General features: G+C 35.6%; 12 protein-coding genes. All 12 read left to right on the top strand.

Annotated elements, in window-relative coordinates; genetic code table 11:
* Positions 1 to 126 precede the first annotated feature (126 nt).
* The 12 genes from J1D01_RS15190 to J1D01_RS15135 all read left to right on the top strand — a co-directional run bounded on the left by J1D01_RS15190 (position 127) and on the right by J1D01_RS15135 (position 22,611).
* Positions 127 to 3,138, top strand: a complete 3,012-nt coding sequence (locus J1D01_RS15190; RefSeq protein ID WP_421151441.1) for a SusC/RagA family TonB-linked outer membrane protein — start codon at positions 127 to 129, stop codon at positions 3,136 to 3,138.
* Between the two features lie 12 nt (positions 3,139 to 3,150).
* Positions 3,151 to 4,617, top strand: a complete 1,467-nt coding sequence (locus J1D01_RS15185) for a RagB/SusD family nutrient uptake outer membrane protein (protein WP_421151440.1) — start codon at positions 3,151 to 3,153, stop codon at positions 4,615 to 4,617.
* A 16-nt stretch (positions 4,618 to 4,633) separates the two neighbouring features.
* Positions 4,634 to 6,376 (top strand): hypothetical protein, encoded by a 1,743-nt coding sequence (locus tag J1D01_RS15180; protein ID WP_421151439.1) that lies wholly within the window; start codon positions 4,634 to 4,636, stop codon positions 6,374 to 6,376.
* A 160-nt stretch (positions 6,377 to 6,536) separates the two neighbouring features.
* Positions 6,537 to 7,925, top strand: a complete 1,389-nt coding sequence (locus J1D01_RS15175; protein ID WP_421151438.1) for a glycoside hydrolase family 2 TIM barrel-domain containing protein — start codon at positions 6,537 to 6,539, stop codon at positions 7,923 to 7,925.
* A gap of 6 nt (positions 7,926 to 7,931) precedes the next feature.
* A complete protein-coding gene (locus J1D01_RS15170) occupies positions 7,932 to 10,721 on the top strand; it encodes a glycoside hydrolase family 2 protein (protein ID WP_421151437.1) in 2,790 nt (929 codons plus the stop codon).
* Positions 10,722 to 10,733: 12 nt separating this feature from the next.
* A complete protein-coding gene (locus J1D01_RS15165) occupies positions 10,734 to 12,074 on the top strand; it encodes a glycoside hydrolase family 2 TIM barrel-domain containing protein (RefSeq protein WP_421151436.1) in 1,341 nt (446 codons plus the stop codon).
* A 48-nt stretch (positions 12,075 to 12,122) separates the two neighbouring features.
* Complete coding sequence (locus tag J1D01_RS15160; RefSeq protein WP_421151435.1) at positions 12,123 to 13,667, top strand: sulfatase; 1,545 nt, start codon at positions 12,123 to 12,125, stop codon at positions 13,665 to 13,667.
* Positions 13,668 to 13,939: 272 nt separating this feature from the next.
* Positions 13,940 to 16,603 (top strand): T9SS type A sorting domain-containing protein, encoded by a 2,664-nt coding sequence (locus tag J1D01_RS15155; protein ID WP_421151434.1) that lies wholly within the window; start codon positions 13,940 to 13,942, stop codon positions 16,601 to 16,603.
* Between the two features lie 130 nt (positions 16,604 to 16,733).
* On the top strand, positions 16,734 to 18,209 hold the full coding sequence (locus J1D01_RS15150) for a sodium:solute symporter family transporter (RefSeq protein ID WP_421151433.1): 1,476 nt from the start codon (positions 16,734 to 16,736) through the stop codon (positions 18,207 to 18,209).
* A 42-nt stretch (positions 18,210 to 18,251) separates the two neighbouring features.
* A complete protein-coding gene (locus J1D01_RS15145) occupies positions 18,252 to 19,739 on the top strand; it encodes an FAD-dependent oxidoreductase (protein ID WP_421151432.1) in 1,488 nt (495 codons plus the stop codon).
* A 38-nt stretch (positions 19,740 to 19,777) separates the two neighbouring features.
* Positions 19,778 to 21,235: a sialate O-acetylesterase gene (locus J1D01_RS15140; RefSeq protein ID WP_421151431.1), complete on the top strand. Its 1,458-nt coding sequence runs from the start codon at positions 19,778 to 19,780 to the stop codon at positions 21,233 to 21,235.
* Between the two features lie 539 nt (positions 21,236 to 21,774).
* Positions 21,775 to 22,611: a DUF932 domain-containing protein gene (locus tag J1D01_RS15135; RefSeq protein WP_421151430.1), complete on the top strand. Its 837-nt coding sequence runs from the start codon at positions 21,775 to 21,777 to the stop codon at positions 22,609 to 22,611.
* Positions 22,612 to 23,236 lie beyond the last annotated feature (625 nt).

Below are 23,236 nucleotides of genomic sequence, written 5' to 3'. Positions count from 1 at the left end.
GGGTGTTAAGTGATTTTGATGTTATTTTAAAGATTTATGGCACTATTTTAAAGATTCTTAATTCGATTTTTGAATAGTTTTGACCATGGACTTTACCATCCATTTTTAACTAAACATAATTATAAGATGATTAAACAAAAGAACTATTTAGCTTATTTGATTATTCTCCTGCTTTTTTCCTATGGAGTATCTTATGGGCAATCAGCCACAATTTCGGGTGTAGTTACGTCTAGAGAGGATCAAATGCCTCTAACTGGCGTGTCAGTTTTAGTGAAAGGTACAAGTATAGGTGCTGTCACTGATTTTGATGGAAAATTTTCATTAAAGGTAGAACAGCAAAAACCTATTTTAATTTTCAGTTACCTTGGTTTTAAGAAACTTGAAATTGTAATAGATAACGAAACAGCTATTAATGTAGTTATGGAGACCGATACATCTCAGCTTGATGAGGTGGTACTGATAGGTTATGGTACACAAAAACGAAAGGATTTAACAGGTTCTGTATCTTCTATAAAAGGAGATGAATTGGAAAACTTGCCTTTGCGAAGTGCAGATCAAGCATTACAAGGTCGTTCAGCAGGGGTTTTTACTGTGCAAAGTTCTGGAGCGCCTGGAGCAGCTTCTTCTATTAGGATTAGAGGTGGGAATTCCATTAATGGAAGTAATGAGCCTCTATTTGTAGTGGATGGGGTTCCTATATCCTCCGGAAGTAGTTCGAGTGCAGCATCATTAAATCCATTAAATACGATTAATCCTACTGATATAGCCTCGATAGAAATTTTGAAAGATGCTTCGGCTACTTCTATTTATGGGTCCAGAGGTGGAAATGGAGTCGTATTAATTACTACAAAAAGAGGAAAAAGTGGCAAAGGAAGTGTTAGCTTGTCTTTGTATTATGGGTTTCAAAAAGAAACTAACCGGTATGATTTGTTGAACGCTAAACAATATGAAACTTTAGCGAATGAAGCTAGTTTGGCTGAAGGAGGGGGGGTGCTTTATGATCCCTCATTAAATCCTGTTTCTACAGACTGGCAAGAAGCCATGCTTAATAATATAGCCCCAGTTAGGAATTTTAATGTTTCGGCAACAGGGGGAAAGGAAGGAACGAATTATTTGCTTTCATTTGACTACTTTAATCAAGAGGGAATTGTGAAATCATCAGATATTGAACGGTATTCTTTGAGATCAAATATAGATTCCAATATAAATGATTTTATAAAAGTAGGGGGGAGTTTAACAGGAAGCTATGTGGAAGCTAATCGAGTAAATAGTGGTGCTCTAAGTTCAATGTTGACCACGGCACCTAATTTACCTATAAAGCAACCCGACGGGTCTTTTACTCAATTTAATAATTTAGGTATCGGATTTAACAACCCAGTTGGTTTATTGTACGAGTACAAAAACCTAAATAAAAACTTCAGAACACTAGGTAATGTTTATGTTAGTGCAGAATTAGCCAAAGGTTTAACCGTAAAAACGACTTGGGGTATCGATGCTTCTTTTCAGAAAAATGACACCTATATTCCACAAAGTTTATACACAGGTTCTTTAGTTGGAGGAGATGCCTCCGTGTATAATTCTATGAGCTTGACATGGTTAAATGAGAATACAATAAATTATAAGGTGAAATTTCACAATCATTCTTTAGATGCTCTATTTGGTTTTACACAACAATCCTCTCGTTTTGAGTCAACTGGTGCCTCAGCTACGGGGTTTTTAAATGATGTTACTACTACTTACGCTTTAGGGTTAGGAAATCCAGAAGCGGCAGAGCTTCCAAGTTCAGCTTCTGCAAACTGGACTATTCATAGTTATATTGGAAGAATCAATTATGGTTTGAATGATAAGTATTTATTGACACTTACTACTCGAGTAGACGGATCATCTAGGTTTGGAGCTAATAACAGGTATGGGTTTTTTCCTTCAGCGGCTTTAGCATGGAAAGCAATTGAAGAGGATTTTGTTAGAGATTTAAATGTGTTTTCTAACCTTAAAATTAGAGCGAGTTATGGTATTACTGGAAATCAAGATGGTATTGGTAATAACCCGTCATTGGATCTTTGGGGAGGAACCCGTTACGTAATAGGAGATATGATTGTAAATGGAATAACTCCTACACAAGTTCCTAACAATGATTTAAAATGGGAAACAACCGATCAGTACGATTTTGGTTTAGAGTTTGGTTTTTTTGATAATCGCTTAACGTTTCTTGCAGATGCCTATTATAAAATCACAGATGATTTGTTGCTTAATGTGACAATCCCTAATACTTCAGGGTTTCAATCTGGGCTTAAAAATATTGGCTCAATTGAGAATAAGGGATTAGAGTTTACTGTTGATGCCGCCATTATTGATGATGTTTTTAAATGGGACTTTAATTTTAATATCACATTTAATAAAAACAAAATAATTAATTTAGGAGGGGAAGATGAAATTATTCCGTCAGGAAGCAATACTATTTTAAAAGTTGACGAAAGTTTAGGTACTTTCTATGGATACGTTTCAGATGGATTGTTTCAGTCACCTGAAGAAATTATCGGTTCCGCACAACCAACCGCAAAACCAGGAGATGTCAGATTTGTAGATTTTGATAATAATGGAATTATCAATGAGGAGGATCAGCAAATTATCGGTAATGCTCAGCCTGAGTTCTTTGGAGGGATAAATAATACATTCTCTTACAAAGGTTTTGAATTGTCTGTATTATTTCAATATGTCTATGGAAATGATTTGTATAACTTAAACGTGGTTACCCTAGAAAACCTAACAGGATTACAAAATCAAAGAACAACAGTGTTGGATAGGTGGACTGTAGATAATACCAATACCAATATCCCAAGAGCAACCACAACAAGGCCGGTAAACAGGCCATTTGATCGATATGTTGAGGATGGTTCTTATCTAAGAATGAAGAACATTCAACTAGCCTATAACTTTCCTGAAACCCTAGTTTCGGAATTAGGCGTTCAGAACCTTCGCATTTATGCGAATGCACAGAATTTTTTGACCATTACAGATTATAGTGGCCTAGACCCAGAGGTAAGTAGATATGGTTCTGATAATATTAGACAAGGGTTTGATTCTGGTGCTTACCCCAACTCAAAGATGTTCTCTTTAGGCCTTAATGTAACCTTTTAAATTTAAAAAGTCATGAAAAAAATAATATGTAATATAATAATACTTTTAGGTATACTTTCTTGCTCTGACTTAGAAGTAGTTCCAGATGGCGTTAATACTGCCGATAACCTTTTTCAAACAGAAGAAGATGCTGAAGCGGCGGTAAATGCAGTGTATTCCTCCTTACAAACGGCAGATATATATAATCAGTTTATGGAAGCAATTCAGTCTCAAGGAACAGATGATGCCGAATGGGGCTTCGGAAGAAATACAAGTAATACAAACAAACTACAGATGGATAAGTTTCAGTTTGATGCCTCTTCTGATCTTATTTTACGTTTTTGGAAGGTACATTATGTAAATATCAATAGAGCTAACATCGTTATAAAACGGATAGCGGAAATGAATATTAGTGAAGATAATAAAAACAGGTTTTTAGGTGAAGCTCATTTTGTAAGAGCCTTAATGTATTTTAACTTAGTAAGACTTTATGGTGCGGTGCCTTTGGTTACAGAGCCAACTGAATCATTAGAAGGGCTTAATGTAGCTAGAAGTTCAACAGATATTGTTTATGAACTCATAGAGGAAGATTTAAAATTTGCAGAATTAAATTTGCCCGTTCAATATGGTACGGAAAACTATGGTCGTGCAACGAAAGGGGCTGCTCTAGGGTTGTTGGCTAAGGTTTATTTAACTAATAAGCAATATGTCGATGCCAAAAACACGGCTGGAGATGTCATGGATTTGGGGATTTACTCTTTATGGGCAAATTATGTTGATGTTTTCGATATTGCTAACGAGAACATAAAAGAATCTATATTTGAAATTCAGTTTACAAGCACAGGTGATGCAATCAACTCAGTAAGTTCTTCATTTCAAGGTTTTTTTAAACCGCCAGCTCAAGTATTGCCGCCAGAGCCGGGAGAGTTTGCTGGTTATGGTGATAATCCAGTAACAGAAAATCACTTTCAAATTTATAATGAAGGGGACGAGAGAAGGGATGTTAATGTATTATATGTGCCCAGTGCTCCATCTTCCATACAATTTCCTTATTACGTAAACAAGTATCAAGATCCAGATGCGGTTAGTGTTCAAGATGGAGGTAATAATTATTACATCTTAAGGTATGCAGATATACTTTTAATGTATGCAGAGGCTATTAATGCAGAAGAGGGACCAACAATTGAAGCTTACTCAGCGTTTAATAAAGTAAGGCGTAGGGCTTTTGGGTTTCCCGTTAATGTAGAGTCTCTTGCTGATTTAGCTGCAGGATTAACGAAAGAACAGTTTCAAGATAGTTTAGAATTAGAAAGGAGAAAGGAGTTTGCTTTTGAAGGACAAAGAAGATTCGATTTGTTACGTTGGGGGAAACTAAAAGAGGCCGTGGAGACTCAAGATCCTAGCATAACTGTACAGGAAAAGCACAATTTATTCCCTATACCTGAACAAGAAATTATAGTGAACGATTTGTTGGCAGGAGATCAAAATCCAGGTTACTAAACTAAACTTAAAAGAAATGAAAAAAATAAATAATTTAATAATCCTATTATTGACTGTTATTTTCGCATTATCCTGCGATGAGGAAACCCTATTATTAGATACAGGTATTAATCCAGATTTATACATCACTCTACCAGAGGATGCGCCCAATATAGCATTCCCAAATAAACCAATATCGTTTTCTGCGAAAGCGTTTGCTAAAGATGGTGTTAGTAAAATAGAAACAAAAGTAAATTATCAATCTATTGAAGGATCTGTTTTTACTCCTAGTAATAACAGTAAAACAGCAGATTATACTTTTAACTATACGCCAACAAATGATGATTTAGGAAAAACCCTTAATTATGTTTTGGTAGTAGAAGATAAAAAAGGGTTTACATCAACTGCTGATTATGCTGTTAAAGTGGTGTTGGAACCTGCTGTAATCGAATTGGAGTTTCCAGAGATTTTACCAGATACTTTAAACATCGGGGATGTGTTGGAGTTTGATATTCAAGTAACATCTGAAGATGAACTAAAGAAAATAGAGACCATATTAAACAATGAAGAAATAACCGAAATAACTAAGGTTGATTTTGATAATCCCTTTATTGCAACATATTCTTTTAGATATGAAATTCAGCCAGAAGATGGAGGTAAGGACATTACCTTTACTTATAAGGTTACAGATATAGAAGATAAATTTAAGGAAGATAACTTTACACTTTTTATTAAAGGTCTTGCTTATCCTAAAGTTATGACAGCGTTTGCAGATGTAACTTTAGGGATGCAAGGAAATACAGATACTGGTCAATTTATTGATTTAAAAACTGGAACGGTATATACTGTGTCTAATGCTAAATTGATGAGTTCAGGAATTGATTTGGGAACTTTCAGAAGTGGAACTTCGGGTATAAATTTGTTTGCTTCTTCTTATGAAAATGCAGCTCAATTTATATATAACGAAGCAAATTGGGGTGAAGACAACCTAGGCTCTTGGAGTTTTAGAAACAATACAGAACTTCGGAGAATCTCAAATGATTTAATGTCAATTAATGATTTTAATAATATAATGGATGATAGGTTGGTTATTGAAGCGTTTAATGCTAGTGAACCCTCTTTAAATGCTCTTTCTAGATTGGGAGAAGACGAAATTATAGCATTTAAAACTGCAGAAGGCGAATATGGTTTGATTCATGTAAAAAGTATTGTTTCAAGTTCTTCAGGTACGCTTTCCTTTGATTATAAAATTCAAGGAGATCAATTTATTATACCAATAAATGCTTATAGTGATGTTAAAATTGGGATGCAGGGTAATAACGAAGTCGGTCCTTTTCTAAATGCAGAGACCAGTACAGTTTATTCTGTACTCGATGCTAAAGTTAATAGCTCTAAGATTGATTTAGGAACTTTTCGGAGTAGTTCTTCTGGGGTAAACTTGTTCGTTCCTTCTTATGAAAATGCAGCCCAATTTATATATAACGAAGCAAATTGGGGGAGTGATAATTTAGGAACATGGTCTGTTAGAAATAAAACAGAGATTAGGGAGGTGTCTGATTCCGTTCTTACAACTGATATGTTTTATGAAATTTCGGATGGTCAGGATATTATATCAGTATTTGACCAAAGTGGGACCTCTTATGAAAATTTTTCAAGATTAGGTGAAAACACTATAATAGCCTTTAAAACCTCTAATGGTAAACACGGACTTTTACTGGTTAAAAGTGTAACAGCTAGTTCTACAGGTAACATCATAATTGATTATAAAGTTCAGCAATAAGAAGAGTTAGTTTAGTTTTTTGAGTAAGCAATCAATCTTTATCTATTTGTATTGGTTCATACTGGTACATTTTGTATGTATGCATGAAATACCAGTATGCAGCTTACTTAATGACTTTGGCTTGATTCAAAACTGTTATGTTTTTCAATGCAATTTTTGATTGATTGTTCTTGAATCTAAATATTTAAATATTCCACATATTTTGAAAAAATTAGTGATTAAAAGTTCTACAATTAGAAGGTTAAGTTTATTGGTGCTTTTGTCTGTTTTGAATTGTGATAAAAAAGAAAACAATTCAAAAGATAAACGGACAACGTCTATGATTCCAAAGAATGAAGTGGTTTATGTAGATAGTGTTCCGTACATATATAGAGGAGGTAAGCCATATTACGTGAAAGGTGCTGCTAGTAACCATCTTTACGATCAAGTAGGTAAATATGGCGGTAATTCCATACGTACATACCATGTGAATGACAAAACACAAAGTATTTTGGATATGGCCTATCAACAGGGGCTTTCAGTGGTTCTTGGTATAGGGTTGAAAAAGGAGCGAGATCACAATTTTGATTATGATGACGAGGCTCTAGTAAGAGAACAATTTGAAACTGTTAAGGAACAAATTTTAAAATTCAAAGATCATCCGGCAATTCTAATGTGGGGTATTGGCAATGAACTAGATATTGAGTATACCAAACCAAGTGTTTGGAATGCTGTAGAAGATATTTCAAAATTTATTAAATCAGTAGATACATTGCACCTCACGTCCACCATATTGGCTGGAGCAGATGTGGATGATTTCAAGGAAATCATTAAACGGGCTCCTTCTCTTGATGTAGTTGGGGTTAATGTCTATGCAGACATTGTAACTGCTCATAAAAATGTTAAAGCTTCAGGCTGGAAAAAGCCATATTTAATAACTGAATGGGGGCCAAAAGGAACCTGGGATAATCCGAAATCAACAGATTGGGGGCGGCTTGTGGAGCCCACTAGTACTGAAAAGGCCAATAATTATTATAAAAAATATTATCAAAACTATATTTATAATCATAGAAATAAAGGCTGTGTGGGATCTTATGTTTTTGTCTGGGGTTATCAACACCACGGAGCCGTACAGACCTGGTACGGGTTATTTACAAAAAATGGTAATCCGCTAAATGGCGTTTACACTATGCAGGAATGTTGGACAGGAGAATCTCCAGATAACACATCGCCTGAAGTGTATTCCTCAGGAATGATTCTCAATGGGAAAACGGCAGACCAAAGTATTAAGGTTAAAAAAGGAGTAATTAATATAGCTAGTGTAGATGCTTTAGATCTTGACGGTGATAGCCTTTATTATGAATGGCAAATCGTAAAAGAAGGCTTTGTTTTAAGTCGTTCAGACAAATCAAAGGCCATGTTACCTGGGATTTCTGGGTTAATAGAAAGTAACAATGAACGATTAATAAATTTTAAAATGAATGAAGAAGGGGAATATCGGCTAATCGTATATGTGTTGGATCATTTAGGAAATGCTTCTGTTGCTAGTATTCCATTTTTAGTGCAATAAAAAGATATGAAATCAATACTATACTTAGTTGTTTTAGCATGCTTGTTTTCTTGCAAAGATTTTCAAAATCAAAAAGATGAGACTATTGTTCTTAATGGCTTAAATTGGACTTTTCGACCAATAAAAATTCCCTTCTTTGGTTATGAATTAGATGCGGAAGGCCGTTGGCGAGAACCCAATCAGAATCATGATTTTATTGTAAAGGCCATAAATGACTCTTTGAATAGGTGGAGTGTACAGCCAGTAAGAGTGCCCATGAGCTGGTCTTCAGCTGTTTCCAATCCGGGAGAAAAGGAGGTTAAAGGCGATTTCGATTTCCCTTATTTCTGGCAGTATGTGCACAAAGGAGAATACAAAACAACTTTCGACTTACCTGATGATTTATCTGGAAAGCGCATAAAAATTGACTTTTCAAGCGTGAATTTTGTGTGTTGGGTATTTGTAAATGGTCAGCTCATTAAGGGAGAGAACCCAGATAAAAGCTATACACATCTGAATAAATTGCCATTCACAGTCGATATAACCAAAGCTGTTAAAGCACCGTCAAAAAACAATGAACTTAAGATAGTTGTACAGGATTTTAGTTATGCTTTTAAGGGGGATTTTCCAAATGAAGACCATCCAGAAACAGGTATTGATTACCCTTTAGGTGACCGCTGCGATTACTATAATAAAGATAGAGGATGGCGTAATATAGACAATGGAATAATTGGAGATGTGGTTTTGAGAGGAGTCCCTGAAGTTAATGTCAACGATTTGTTCATCCAGACCGATGTCGACTCCTCAAGAATCACGGCAAGCATTGAAGTTTGGAATCAATCGGAATGCAGTAGACAAATAGAGGTCGGTGGTTTTGTGACGGATTGGAAAGGAGAAAAAACGGTTTTTGAGCTCAATTCTAAAATATTGGTAACACTGGAACCCAACCAAAAGAAAAATTTAAAGTTATCGGATATATGGGAATCCCCTAAATTATGGTGGCCATATAACCCGCACCTTTACGATTTTAATGTAACCATAAATGGTGTTTCTGTTCACAAAGAACGTTTTGGTTTTAGGCAGGTAAAAGCCGTTCAATCAAATAATCCTGAACAACGGGGTTTTTATCTTAATGGTATAAAAATGCGACTTAGAGGAGAGTCATTAGAACCCACTTGGAAGGATGGTTACACAGAAGGTGTTGGTGGAGGTTTGTTTTTATATAACCCAGAATATTGGTCGTACTTGCTGGATATCTCAAAAGAGTTAAACATAAATGTCTTAAGAACCCACCGGGGCATGAGCCTTAAACGTCAGTTCGAAATAGCAGACGAAAAAGGAATGCTTATGATAGCCGAATCTACAATAAACAACGGCAATCATAAAGGTGCTTTTGGTACTATTGAAAATCAACGTAAAGCGATCCGTGATTTGATAAAAAAGCACAGGAACCACCCTTCTATTGTGTTTTGGTCTCTGGCCAACGAAACGCCTTATCAAGAAGAATGGGAGGAAGAGGCACTAAAGTATGATAAAACCAGGCCACTAACGGCTACACAATTATCACCCCGCTACTACCTCAGTGAAAACATAGTAACTGCTGCGTGCTCTTATTCAATGGGGTTGGATGGTTACACTAGTGATATTTATAACCGTCATGATAAATTTTGGAAGGATAAACTGCTGTATGTTTATGAAGATAATGCCTGTTACGATGAGCCCTTGGATTATGATCGTGTAAGTTCAGTACAAAAAGGACTTTCCATTTTTAGAGGACACAGGTCAACGGGCTACGAAATGATTTTTACGTTTTATACACTTCAAAAATTATTCGGACAACCCACAGATCCAAAAGAAAAACATTTCAGAATAAATTGGGAAGACCATGATGTGAAAAAGGTAGGCTACCGACCTGATTATGCATTAATGCCGTTGCTTGATCCATGGACCAATCCAGAAACCTCTAAGATTATAAATCCTATAGAGGGCATGAAGGATAACCCCATAGATTTTTGGAAACGTAGTTATTCACCTATAGCCGTATTTGATTATGAATATGATAAGCGCACTGATGTGAGTGCCAGTGCGAATCCCTATGTGTCTCCACTATCAAGTAAAAGAATCCTTACCATACATAATGATGATATAAGGGATACCACAACAGTGATAGATGTTAAATGGCAGGTGAAATTGTTCGATAAAGACCAGATGGTTTCGCAAGGTGAGTTTTCATTAAATGTTCCATTAGCAGGAATTAAAAAACAGGATATAGCATTGGATTTAAAAAATAACGATAGTGTACGCGTTACTTATCAAGCTTTTAAATCTGGGACAAAGCGTTTTGAAGAAACGGTGTATTTAAGTAATAGCATCAACAATGAAAAACAAATTATTGAACCCTTGAGAATGACAGGTGAAAGTGTATTGATTACTCCTAATTCTAAAGCCATAAGTCACCGAGGTTTTCATTTGGAAGACATTAAAAAGAGCAGCACCCGAAAACTTTTAGTTAACAACTCCCCGAAATTGGGAGATTATGTTCAATTCAACCCTTGGATAAATGAAACGGGGTTATACGATGTTTATCTGCAGGTTCCAGAAAACTCAAAGGGTATTCAAAAAGTAGCTGTACAACACGACACACATAATACAGAGCTAAACATAGATTTTTCCAAAAAACAGGGGTGGGTTAAACTTAATAAAGAGCCCATTAAGTTTAAGGCAGGTAAATATGATAATTCGGTAAAGCTACTTGTTTCGAACAATCAAACGAAAGTGCGTATCGGAACGCTAAAAATAAAAAGAACAACAAACTAAATTAAAATGAAGATGATGAAAATATTTTTTTACCTATTTTTTGCAATATGTGCTTTAAAAACAACCGCTTGCAGTAGTGATAGAGCCCAAGAGCAAATAGACATAACCGAAGAAGATCAACCTGCCGATGGCCCTGCAAAAGTAGAAGTGAGGAATGATGGGGGGAACCCAAGAATTTATCGTAACGGAGTGCCTTACTTTGTTAAAGGGGCAGCTTACAACAACTTTTTAGATGAAGTAAAAAATTATGGAGGGAACTCTATAAGAACCTATTCAATTAACGAAGATACCCAAGCTGTATTGGATTCTGCACAGCAACATGGAATAACTGTTTGTCTTGGTATCTGGATTAAGCGTGAAACAGATGGTTTTGATTATAATGATGATGCCGCGGTAGAGGAACAATTTAAATCCATAAAGGCAGATGTTCTTAAGTTTAAAGACCATCCTGCACTGTTAATGTGGGCAATTGGTAATGAAGCAGATTCCAGAGCTACAAACTTTAAGCTTTATGACGCAGTTGGTGAAATATCAGATATGATTCATGAAGTAGATCCCAATCACTTGACAACTACTGTTTTGGCGGGTACAAAAACAGATCATATAAAGGAAATAATGGAGCGGGCTCCGTCCTTAGATGTATTGTCAATAAATACCTATGCGCCCATTATAAACTCACATAAAAAAATAAAGGAAGTTGGTTGGCAAAAACCATACTTGATTACGGAGTGGGGCCCAAGGGGAACATGGGAAAACCCTCCGAAAACCTCATGGGGAAGCCTGCTAGAGCAGACTAGTACGGAAAAGGCTGAGGTTTATAGAGAAGTTTACAATAAACATATTATAGCCAATGCTAATGATGGGTGTGCAGGGTCTTATGTGTTCTTGTGGGGGTATCAAAACCATGGAGAAGTGGCTACTTGGTACGGGCTTTTTACGAGAAAAAAACATCCGTTGGGAGCGGTTCACGCCATGCATTATTCATGGCGTGGTACGTTCCCTTCAAATAGGGCACCTCAAGTAAAAGGAGAAGATATGTTGTTAAACGGTTTAACAGCAGACCATAGTATTAAAGTAAAAATTGGACAAGAAAACAGAGCATCCATAAAGGCGATGGATTTTGAAGGGGAAAGTTTGACCTATGAGTGGCAAATAGTGAAAGAGGGATTTGTGATGGGCAAGGAAGACCACTCGTTAGGGGTTTTAACTGGAATTGATGGGGTTTTTGAAACTAATAATGAACAAAATATTCGTTTTGAAATGAAACAAACAGGGGAGTATAGACTTTATGCGTTTGTGTTTGATGAAAAAGGTAATGCAGCCTCTGCTGTAATTCCATTTTTAGTTGAATGATTTTGTTGAGAATTCAAAGTTTAAAATCACAAAATAAAATAAGATATAATGACATTTGGAAAGTTTAATGTAATAGTATTTTGCATTTTAAGTACTATTTCGTGTCAAGATAATAGTGAGAAAATCAAAAAAGCTCAATTAGACGAGAACAGACCGAATATTCTTCTTATTATTTCTGATCAACTAAATTGGGATTTCTTTTCTGCCATGGGCAATCAATATGTTGAAACTCCAAATATCGATAAATTAATGGCAAATGGATTACGTTTTGATAAAGCATATGTAGCTAATCCAGTTTGTATTCCTTCTCGTGTAAGTATGTTCACGGGGAAAAGGCCTACGTATTTTGGATTTCATGTGCCAAAGGGAATTGAGCATAATCCTGTTGACGTGAAAGATTTCGTTAAACAAAACCAAATAGCAACCCAGCTACAGCAGAAAGGATATAAAACTTATTACGGAGGAAAGGATCATTTTGGATGGCAGAATAATAGCTTCTTACCTAAGGATCTTGGTTTTGAGGTTTATGCCAACAGTAAAGAGTATAGAGCTATTGATTGTGTTCCCAAAGCAATTGAAACGCTAAGAAAACACAAAAATCAATATACAAATTATCCCTTTTTTATGGTCGCTTCACTAATGAATCCACATGATATTTGTTATGCTCACATAAAAGATAATAAGTTTGATTTAGAAAAAATATACGATCGAACTGATGGGGGAGGTTGGCAAGATTTATTAAGAGAGTCAGTTTTGACTAACCTTCGCATACCCGAAGGAGAATTAGGAGCAGGTGGATTTGAACCTATTGATTACTATTTGAAAAATTCGCCACCTCTTCCTGATAATTATCTGCCCCAAATGAATGAACCTAGCATTATTTCAGGAAGCAAAGGTAAACCAGGTATGGCCAACTCTTTTGGGCGTTTCCGCGGTGACTACGATGATATTGATTGGAAGCTTCATAGATTTGCTTATACCAAATTTGTGGAAGAAATAGATCGTGAGGTTGGAGTGCTTTTAGAAGGGCTAAAAGCAAGTGGGTTAGGTGACAATACGTATATTATATTTACTAGTGATCATGGAGAGTCTAATGCATCTCATAAAATGGCCGGAAAAGGACTGTTTTATGACGAAGTGTGTCATGTTCCCTTTATTGTTTCTCACCCATCTATTAAAGGGCGTGTTGATGATAAGAACCTTATATCTAATGGGTTAGACCTTTTGCCTACAATCTTTAGTTTGGCAGGAACTGAACTTAAAACTGATGTAGAAGGAGAAGATCTTTCTCCTTTATTTTTCGATGCCAATATAGAGCTTGACAGGGAATACATTCCAATAGAATTTTCTACAGGTATGGGATTGGTGTCATCTGATTTTTATTATGGCATTTATTTTAATGGAAACAAAAATAACGAACAACTATATGACATGAGAAAAACCCCTCTTCAAATGTCTAATGATGCTATTGATCTTAAATATTATAATACCCTTATAAATTTTAGAAAAGAATTTAGCAAAATAAACAAAGAGAAATTAGAATCATATAATAACCCCGAAGGGTTCATGAAATTTTTGGATACTATCCAATAAATAGCACGGATTTTTTAGGTTGCTCTCTATTAATAGTGTTCGAAAAATGATTTGCGTTAATTTCATAAATCTAAGATTTACTTCTCAAAAAGACATGTCCTATTAAAGATATTAACTTCCTTTGGTTTCTGTATATCAATCGATAAGAGAAGTTATTCATTAAAATAAATTGCGACTATTTTAAAGAAATTTGAATTTATTTTAAAGATTTATTTACTCTGTTTTAAGGAAATTTACAATCAATGACTAAATAAACTTAAACCATAATTATTATGAATAAAGTACTAACTACTATTTTTTTGACATTAATTAACCTGACTGTTTTTAGTCAAGCTGTAGAGGTTTCTATTGATACGCTCAGTAATGGTGATTTTCAGCTTTTAAGAGATGGAAGCCCATACTTTATAAAAGGCGCTGCATACAGTGGACATTTTCTTGATTCACTACCTGTATATGGAGGGAATTCAATTCGTACATACCAAACAGATTCAACCACAATAGATATATTAAACAAGGCCGATTCTCTAGGTATAACAGTTTCATTGGGGCTGTATGTTAAACATGAAGAGCATGGGTTTAATTATAATGATACCACCGCTGTAAAAGAACAATTGGAAGATTTTAGGTATTGGGTAAATCAATACAAAAATCACCCGGCAGTTTTAATGTGGTCTATAGGGAATGAAGCGGATGCGCGTTATACAAATTATAGATTATGGAATGCTGTTAATGACATAGCTGAAATGATACACGATGAAGATCCCTGGCACCCTACTATGACTGTTTTGGCTGGTGCTCATGATGTCGATATCGACGAGATTAATTCAAGAGCCCCTGCCATAGATATATTAGGAGTAAATGTTTATAAAAATTTATATAATTTAGAAACACAATTAACCAGTAATGGTTGGACAAGACCATATATTGTAACAGAATGGGGAGTTGATGGTACATGGGAAAACTTAAATACTAACCGAACAGAATGGCTTGCCCCCATTGAATTAAGTAGTACTAGTAAAGCATATATCTATCGAACTAGATATAGTAATTACATAGAAGGTGAGTCTTCTGGGCAAATCTTAGGTTCTTATGCTTTTGTTTGGGGACATCAAAATCATGGTCAAGTGGAGTCTTGGTTTAGTATGTTTAATGTCCTTGGAGAGTCAACTGAAGTTGTTGAAGCTATGCAATATAAGTGGACTGGAAGTTATCCAGCAGAAAGAGCTCCTAGAATTACCGATATTAAGCTGAATGGCCTAGAGGCTGATGATGATATCACGCTATATGAAGGAGCGGTAAATTCTGCATATGTCACTGCATACGATCCAAATTCTGATTCTTTAACTTATGAATGGGCAATCGTTGAAGAAGGATATAAATTAAAAGACGCAACTTCTGGTAATAGCTTCCCTGAGTTAGCAGGATTAATAACCCAAACAAGTAACAACACAGTTGAATTTAATACACCTACTGAGAAAGGAGCATATAGGTTGTATGTAGTTGTCCACGATGGCAATAGTAAAATTGCATTAGAGGGTATCCCATTTCAAGTTGAAGACAATACAATTTTAAGAAACTATAACGGTATTAGTATTTTATCTTATGAATCAGTCATTGGCGGATACCATAATGGATCTGTAAATCCGGATGTTTCAGGAATTAATCAGACCAGTGGGGTGGGGAAATTTGTAGCAGATGGTACAAACTCATATGCAAAACTTGTTTTTAGTAGCCCAACAGCTATAGAAGATGCAGGTTTATTTAAATCAGGCAATTATAAAATAAAAATGGAAGTTAGAACTAATGCTCCTGTTGGTACGGATATTCAATTAAATTTTGAAAACGAAGCAAAGTACGGTTCATATCCCAATGGAAGAAATAGTACTTACAAAATCACAACCACAGTTCAAAATGAATGGGAGTCATTATCCTTTAATTATAACAGTACCCCTGATCCATCAATTTTAGATTCTGACGTAGATCAATTTACTTTTACTTTTGATCCGGAAAATAATTCTAGCTATACTTATTATTATGACAATATAAGAATTGAAATGCTTCCAGAAGAGTCAGGAGGAGGAACCTCTAGTTTTTTACCGGAACCTTGGGAAAATTCAGATGTTGGGGCTGTAGGTGTTTCTGGTTATGCAAGTGCAACCACAAATGGTAGTTTGTTTACGGTAAAAGGTTCTGGGATAAATATTTGGGGTAATAATGATGAGTTTCAGTATGTGTATCAACCCTTTTCAGGGGATGGAGAAATTGTATGTTTGATTCAGTCTATTTCTCCAGATATAAATGATTATGTAAAGACAGGATTAATGTTTAGAGAAACACTTGATGATGATTCTAAAAACGTGTTAATTTATACTACTCCGGAAAGTGGAAATGCATTTCAATATAGGGAATTAACTGATAGTTCAACTAGTAAGGTATCAGATGCTTCTTCAATAGACCGTTGGTTAAAACTTAAAAGAACAGGTGATGTTTTTGAAGGATATCAATCAAATGATGGAACAACTTGGAGTCTTGTTAGTTCACAAACAATCTCCATGGTTAATGACATATATATAGGTCTTTCTGTTACATCTCTTGACGACTCTAAAACAGCCACAGCTAAATTTAGAAACGTTTCTGTGGTACCATCGGGTTCTAAAGCTCAAAACAATAAAACCCTGTCAATGGCAACTTCTTTGAGGAAAAACGTTAAAGTCTTTCCGAACCCAGTAACAAATCATTTATACCTAAAGTCCTTCAATGCTAATATTTTTGGTGTACAAGTTTATGATTTTAAAGGGAGACAATTATTTGAGAATTTAAAAATCCAGGATAAAATTACAACTGTAGATATGAGTGGTTTGCCTCAAGGCCTGTATGTTTTAAAAGTCGAATTCGAGGACAATAAATACATAAATCAATTAATTGTAAAAGAATAAATTAATATAATTCGGTAAGGGGTACATAATGTTTGTGGCCCAACTACCAACTTAAAAGAAATTTGAATTTCTCTAACAGAGAGAACCCAAATTAAGCTTATTCCTTTATTAAACCATTTAACATTAAAGCATGCTGTCTACACTTAATATCATAATTATAATTTCACTACTTGTAATAACTTCTTTTTGGGGGTATATATTCAGAGGGAAGAGCGAGTCCAGTAACGATTTCTTCGTAGGAGGAAAAACAATACCTTGGTGGGTCGTTTCATTTTCAATTATTGCAACCACTACAAGTGCTGCTACATTCGTTACGGTACCAGCGTATATTTATGGAGATGGTGGAGACCTCAAGTATTTAATAGTACTACCTGGTTTTGTTGTTGGGAATATTATCATGGCTTACCTTTTTGTAAAACCGTTTTACGAAGAAAATGTAACCAGTCCATATGAGTTTATGGAAGTACGTTTAGGCAGTCATGTTAGTCAATTGGCCAGGGGGTTGTTTTTTGTTGCTGTAATATTGAGTCAAGCGGTAAAATTGTTGGCCACGGCCATTGTGTTAAGCGAGATCTTAGGGACCAGTATAAGTATTTATGAAAGTATATTGATAATGTCTGCATTTGCGGTGTTTTGGTCGGTTATGGGAGGCATTTCAACAGTCATATGGACCGATTTTCTTTTATGGACGGTATTTACTATAGGAGCTATAATAGCAATGGTGTTTATTTTTGGAGGTATCGATGGGGGATTTTCAGAAGCATGGAGAATAGCAGATGCCCATGCCAAAACAGTAATTGTTGATTTAAGCTTAGATCCAACAAAAAACTTCACGGTATGGGTCGGAATTTTTGGGGCTTCAATTTTTCATTTAGGGTCTTATGCTGTCGATCAAGTGGTGACACAACGGATATTAAGTTGTAAGAACGTAAAATCGGCAAAAAAGGCTGTTATTTTTTCAGGTTTAACGGTTACTTCAACTATATTAATGCTCATAGTGGGTATTGGCATTTTTGCTTGGTATCAAATCTATCCGCCATCAGCAGAGAGCACAGCTTTAATAGCTGAAAATAAAGATAGGGTCTTTCCTCATTTTGTAATTCATGAGTTGCCAGATGGAATCTCGGGTATTATCATCGCAGCTTTGTTTTCTGCAGGAATATCTACCTTAACATCAGCTTTAACAGCTGTGGGCGAAACCACTATTTTTGGATTTTACAAAAAATACTTTAAGAAGAAAGCGGATGATAAACATTACTTAAAAGCTAGTAAAATAGCTATAGCCTTGGTTGGTGCTTTGTTTGCCGTTGTGGCATTTGCATTCAATACTTTTAGCAAAGAAGGGCTCTTGAATATGGCTTTAGGTGTTCCTGGGTATTCCTATGGAGCGTTGTTAGGCATTGCCTTGTTAGCATTATGGAGGAAAGGCAGTTGGAAGACTATTTTAGTGGGAACATTGTGTTCGGTTTTTTTGGTCACTTACCTGAGTTTTGCTTTTGAAATCGGTTTTTTTTGGAGATATCCGCTTGGAGCTCTTACCGTTTTAGTTGTGGTATTTGGTTATGAATGGATATTAAACTCAAGAATGGTCAAAAAGTTGGTTTAGTTTATATTTTGAATAAGTTTTGAACAAATTGAAAAAAATAATATGATAGATAAAAAGAATATAAGTAAGGAAAGTTTTGATATTATTATTTGTGGAGGAGGTCCTTCTGGGTCTATGGCAGCAATAGCCGCCGCAAGAGAAGGGTCTAATGTTTTGTTAATTGAGCAATATGCCTTCTTGGGAGGGACTCTCACTGCGATGGGGGTAGGGCCTATGATGACCTTTCATAATAATGTAGGCGAACAAGTTGTGCTGGGATATCCTGACGAATTGATTGAACGTTTAAAGGCCAAAGGAGCCAGCCCTGGGCACATAGAAGATGTAATAACCTACTGTTCCACTATAACGCCATTTGATAGTGAAGCATTAAAAATTGAGCTAGAAGACATGGTGACCGAAGCAGGAGGCACCATACTTTACCATACCATTTTGGTTGATGTAGTTGTTGAAGATGGGAAGGTTAAGTCAATAATTGCGGCCAATAAAAACGGACTTGTGGAGTATCGTGCAGATTTCTTTATAGATTCTACCGGGGATGGTGATTTGGCAAAGATGGCTGGATTAACATTTAAATCGGGAAGGGATACAGATGGGTTGATGCAGCCGCTCACTATGAATTTAAAAGTAGCCAATGTAGATAGGAAAAAGGTAAAGGAATATGCCCGAAAGTACCCAGAACGCTGTTTGTTTGATTATGGAAAGGAGGAAGGGCTGAGAAGATTGGAAACTGCACCAAGAATTAGTTTAAAAGGATACATACCAGAACTCAAAGAAGCTAGAAAGAGAGGTGAGGTTTCCGTACCTAGAGAATTTGTGCTGTTATTCGAAACCGGTACCCTTGGGGTGTTTATTTTAAATATGAGTAGGATTCAAGGGCTTGATGGTACAGACCCTTACGAGTTGTCTCAAGCAGAAATGATAGGAAGAAAACAATGCGTAGAAATATTTAATTTTTTAAAAAAATATTGTGAGGGGTTCGAAAACTGTGTTAGAATGGACACTTCCGCCCAAGTTGGTGTTCGTGAAACAAGAAGAATTGATGGCCATTATACGATAACCGAAGAAGATATCATTAGTGCTTCTATTCCAGAAGATACTATTGCTTTAGGAGGGTATCCTATTGATATCCACAGTCCGGATAAAGTTGAAACTAATTCCGTATTCTTTAAAAAAGGTACTGTTTATGGAGTGCCTTTGCGTTCATTAGTGCCAAAGGGGATATCTAACCTATTAATTAATGGAAGGTGTATCGATGCCACGCATGAAGCATTGGCAGCTATTAGGGTAACACCGCAATTAATGGCTGTGGGGCAAGGAGCAGGCACGGTGGCTCATTTATGTGTAAACCAAAACAAGTCCCCCTTAGATATTGATATAAAGGAATTGAGGTTGAAACTTCAGGAAAACGGGGCGCTTGTAGACGTGCCGAAAAGCTTTTTCATGTTCTCGGAAGACTTCGGTAAAGACGAGGTTTTGGATGATCAAAACCAATTTATATTTTCAGACAGTAATTCCGAAGAAGATAAATAATAAAGGGTTTTTAACTACAATTCAAGTAAAAATAGTCAATGAAAAAAAAACAAGTTTTAATAATAACGGTTCTGATAAATTTATTATTGGTTCAGTTTATCAATGCCGAAGTTAAACTTCCAGCTTTGCTGTCGTCCAAAATGGTTTTACAGCGCAGTTCAACGGTTGCTTTATGGGGGTGGGCTAATCCTAATGAAAAGCTTGATATTAGGGCATCGTGGATAGATGCCAGCATTCAGACAAAGGCAGATGATAAGGGGAGTTGGAGAGTGGATATCATAACCACTAATAGTAAGGAAAGTCAAACAATAAGAATAACTGACGAAGTATCTTCGGTTTTATTGGAAGATATACTTTTTGGGGAGGTTTGGCTATGTTCAGGGCAGTCGAATATGCAACAACCGCTGAAAGGGTTTAGAGGGCAGCCTACTTTTGGTTCGGTTATGGCCATAGCGAAGTCTAAAAATTCTAATCTACGTTTATTTGATGTAGGAAGGGTGGGCGCAAAATTCCCTAAAGAAGATTTAGAGAAATATTCTCAATGGCAACTTGCAGCACCAGATAGTGTTAGTGAATTTAGTGCTATAGCTTATTTTTTTGGAAGTCAGCTTCAGGAAGTTTTAGATTGTCCAGTAGGTTTAATACATGCTTCTTGGGGTGGCAGTAAAGTAGAGGCATGGATGAGTAGTGAAGTTTTGAGTATGTATCAGCAGGTAGATTTAAAAGGTGTTGACGCGACAAAGCGAGCAAATCAAACTCCGACTGCTTTGTTCAATGCCATGATAAATCCATTAATTCCTTTTACAATAAAGGGAGCATTATGGTATCAAGGCGAATCAAACTTTACTCAACCCGAAAAATACAAAATGCTCTTTCCTGCAATGATTAATGATTGGAGAGCGCGATGGAATATTGGTGACTTTCCATTCTTCTATGTGCAATTGCCCCCTTATTCTTATAAGAATAATGAGGCATTCCAAAGTGAAAAAAATAGTGCGTTTATGAGAGAAGCTCAGTTGGAGTGTTTGGATGATATTCCAAATTCAGGCATAGTTATTACCATGGATCTTGGTCGAGAAAATTTTGGACATCCGCCTCAAAAGAAAGAAATAGCAGATAGGTTGCTGTTCAATGCATTGAATCAAACCTATGGTTTTTCACAGGTTGCTTGTAAATCACCTGTGTATAAAACGTTAGAGGTGAAAGAAGGTGGGATAGAGTTGATATTTGAACATAATGCTTTGGGGTTATATAGTTTTGATCGACTTACTGGTTTTGAAATTGCTGGAAACGATAGGGTGTTTTATCCAGCAAATGCAGAAATTGTTTCAAAAAGAAAGAACGTTTTTGTTTCAAGTGATAAGGTGCCTAATCCCGTTGCAGTAAGGTATGGATGGAGAAATTGGATAACAGCATCTCTTTACGGTGGAAATCTTTTACCGGTTTCTTCTTTTAGGACGGACGATTGGAGTGATGCCACTCAGGGAGGAAATTAAAAAATTTTTAAATTTTATTTAGTAGTTTTTATATATTCATAATATGAAATCGAACTAAAATTCGTTTTTTGATTGTTTTTTTGGAGTTTAATGTGAAATTAGGTGAACACAACTTAATATGATTTTGATAATAACAGTGATAACAAATGGAGAGGAAGTCTCTCCATCCGCACTTTTTTAAAAGTTAATTTACAGTAAAAAGCTTCTCATTTTTGAGGAGCTTTTTTTATTTGGGTACAACATAGGTACAACATTTTATATTTTTTGTACTCATAATAAGAAATTATAGGGTTTGACTTCATCTAATATTAAATCAATTTTTTATTTCTTTTTATAAATTTTTGATAGGACTTGTTGTAATTTAGGGTTTTATTATACAATCCCCCCGCAATTTAAACACGTAAAATACTTCCATCAAAAGACTTCGGCATAAAGCCACTACTTTTTCTCATGCTATTTATTCCGATTCCTTTTGAGCTAAGATTTTAGCTTCCGTTTGGGTTATCGCTCAAATATTGTTTAATCTAAAATTTATTATTATGTATTTGAGTAATTTACAACAGGACGACATCTTCATATCATCGGAGATGACATCATTAAAGTGTTTAACAGGAATTGCGTCCAGAAGAGGACTGGAAAATGCCATTATTTCTAATGGGAAAATCGTCAATGTAGTGTCCAATAGCTATGGGCATATACCCAATCAGCTGTTTTTCAAAAAGGCAGAAAGGATGTTGATAGATGCAGAACTTACTTATCATAAGCGTACCATCAATAAAAATGACAGGTCATTTGTTATGGATTTTATAATCGAGGATAAAAGCCAGTTTACCGTCAAGAACCATAAGGATTTAATACTCCCTATGCTTCGTTTTAAAAACTCGTATGATGGTAGTGAAAAGACCTCAGGACATTTTGGATTTTACAGAAAAGTATGTTCAAATGGTTTACACGTTTCACAAGCAGAAATCGAGTTTTCTATTAAACACAGCAAGAATAACACGAGTCTAATTATGCCGAGGTTAAACAACCTGTTTGATAAATTTCTAGACAATGAATTCTATACCATTACTAAGAAATTTGAAAAGATGAAAGCCTTTAAAATCATCGATACACAAGAATTTGTAAAAGCCATACTCGATAGAACGAAGCTGTTCAGATACGAGTGCAGTGATATGAATAGTGACCCTTCAAAAAAGTCTCGTGAGGTCATCAAAACTTTGAATTATGAAGCCTTATTGCTTAATGAAGAACCAAATCTATGGTTGGGTTACAATGCCTTTAATGCAGTACTTCATAATGTTTTGAAGAAAAGTTTCGGACAACAAGAACGGTTGGATAAAAAGCTGTTTGATGAAATTTATGATATGGTATAAACCATAGTAGGTTTTCCAGTTCCTATCAAAAACTGGTTTTTCACATTTAGAACTTACAAATAAAAAATTCAGCACATTTTCCTGCAGGGCTATAAAATCTTCATTTCAGAAAAAGAGCTTCATTGTAAAATATCTTGAACTCCATTCCCGATTTTGCCCCAGTAATGAAGTGCTACTAACCTACATAGCAGGTAAGCAACAGATTGGAAAGCCAAAACCGGGAATGGAGTTCGCTGGTAATCGGAATGTCAAAATCCAAATTCTCTTTAATAGCATTATCTGCAAAATCATCTTAAAATTTCACAAGATAATGCTAAGTAATTTAGATTTTGACTAAGATAATTTTAAGGGGTTTATAATAGATAAAGCCATTTATTGTTTTTCGGTACAGCGAAAAACAGGTAGCGTATAAGCACTTCTAATTTAAAATCTTCCACTTACGCTCGCTAAACTTTCCGTACGCTCCCTTGTAAAAGATTATAAAAGCATTGCTAACACGCTATGGAACTTGTCAAGACCAAGCAAGTTTTAGAAAAAAATAAGGGTTCTACGTTCTTGAAAATCCAAGGATTTTACTACGTCGCAGACACTCCTGATTTGTGTTCAAAAAGTCTTGACAAAACCC

This window comes from Seonamhaeicola sp. NFXS20 (genome assembly GCF_049132085.1).
Taxonomy (GTDB): domain Bacteria; phylum Bacteroidota; class Bacteroidia; order Flavobacteriales; family Flavobacteriaceae; genus Seonamhaeicola.
This window is presented reverse-complemented; position numbering and strand designations above follow the sequence as displayed.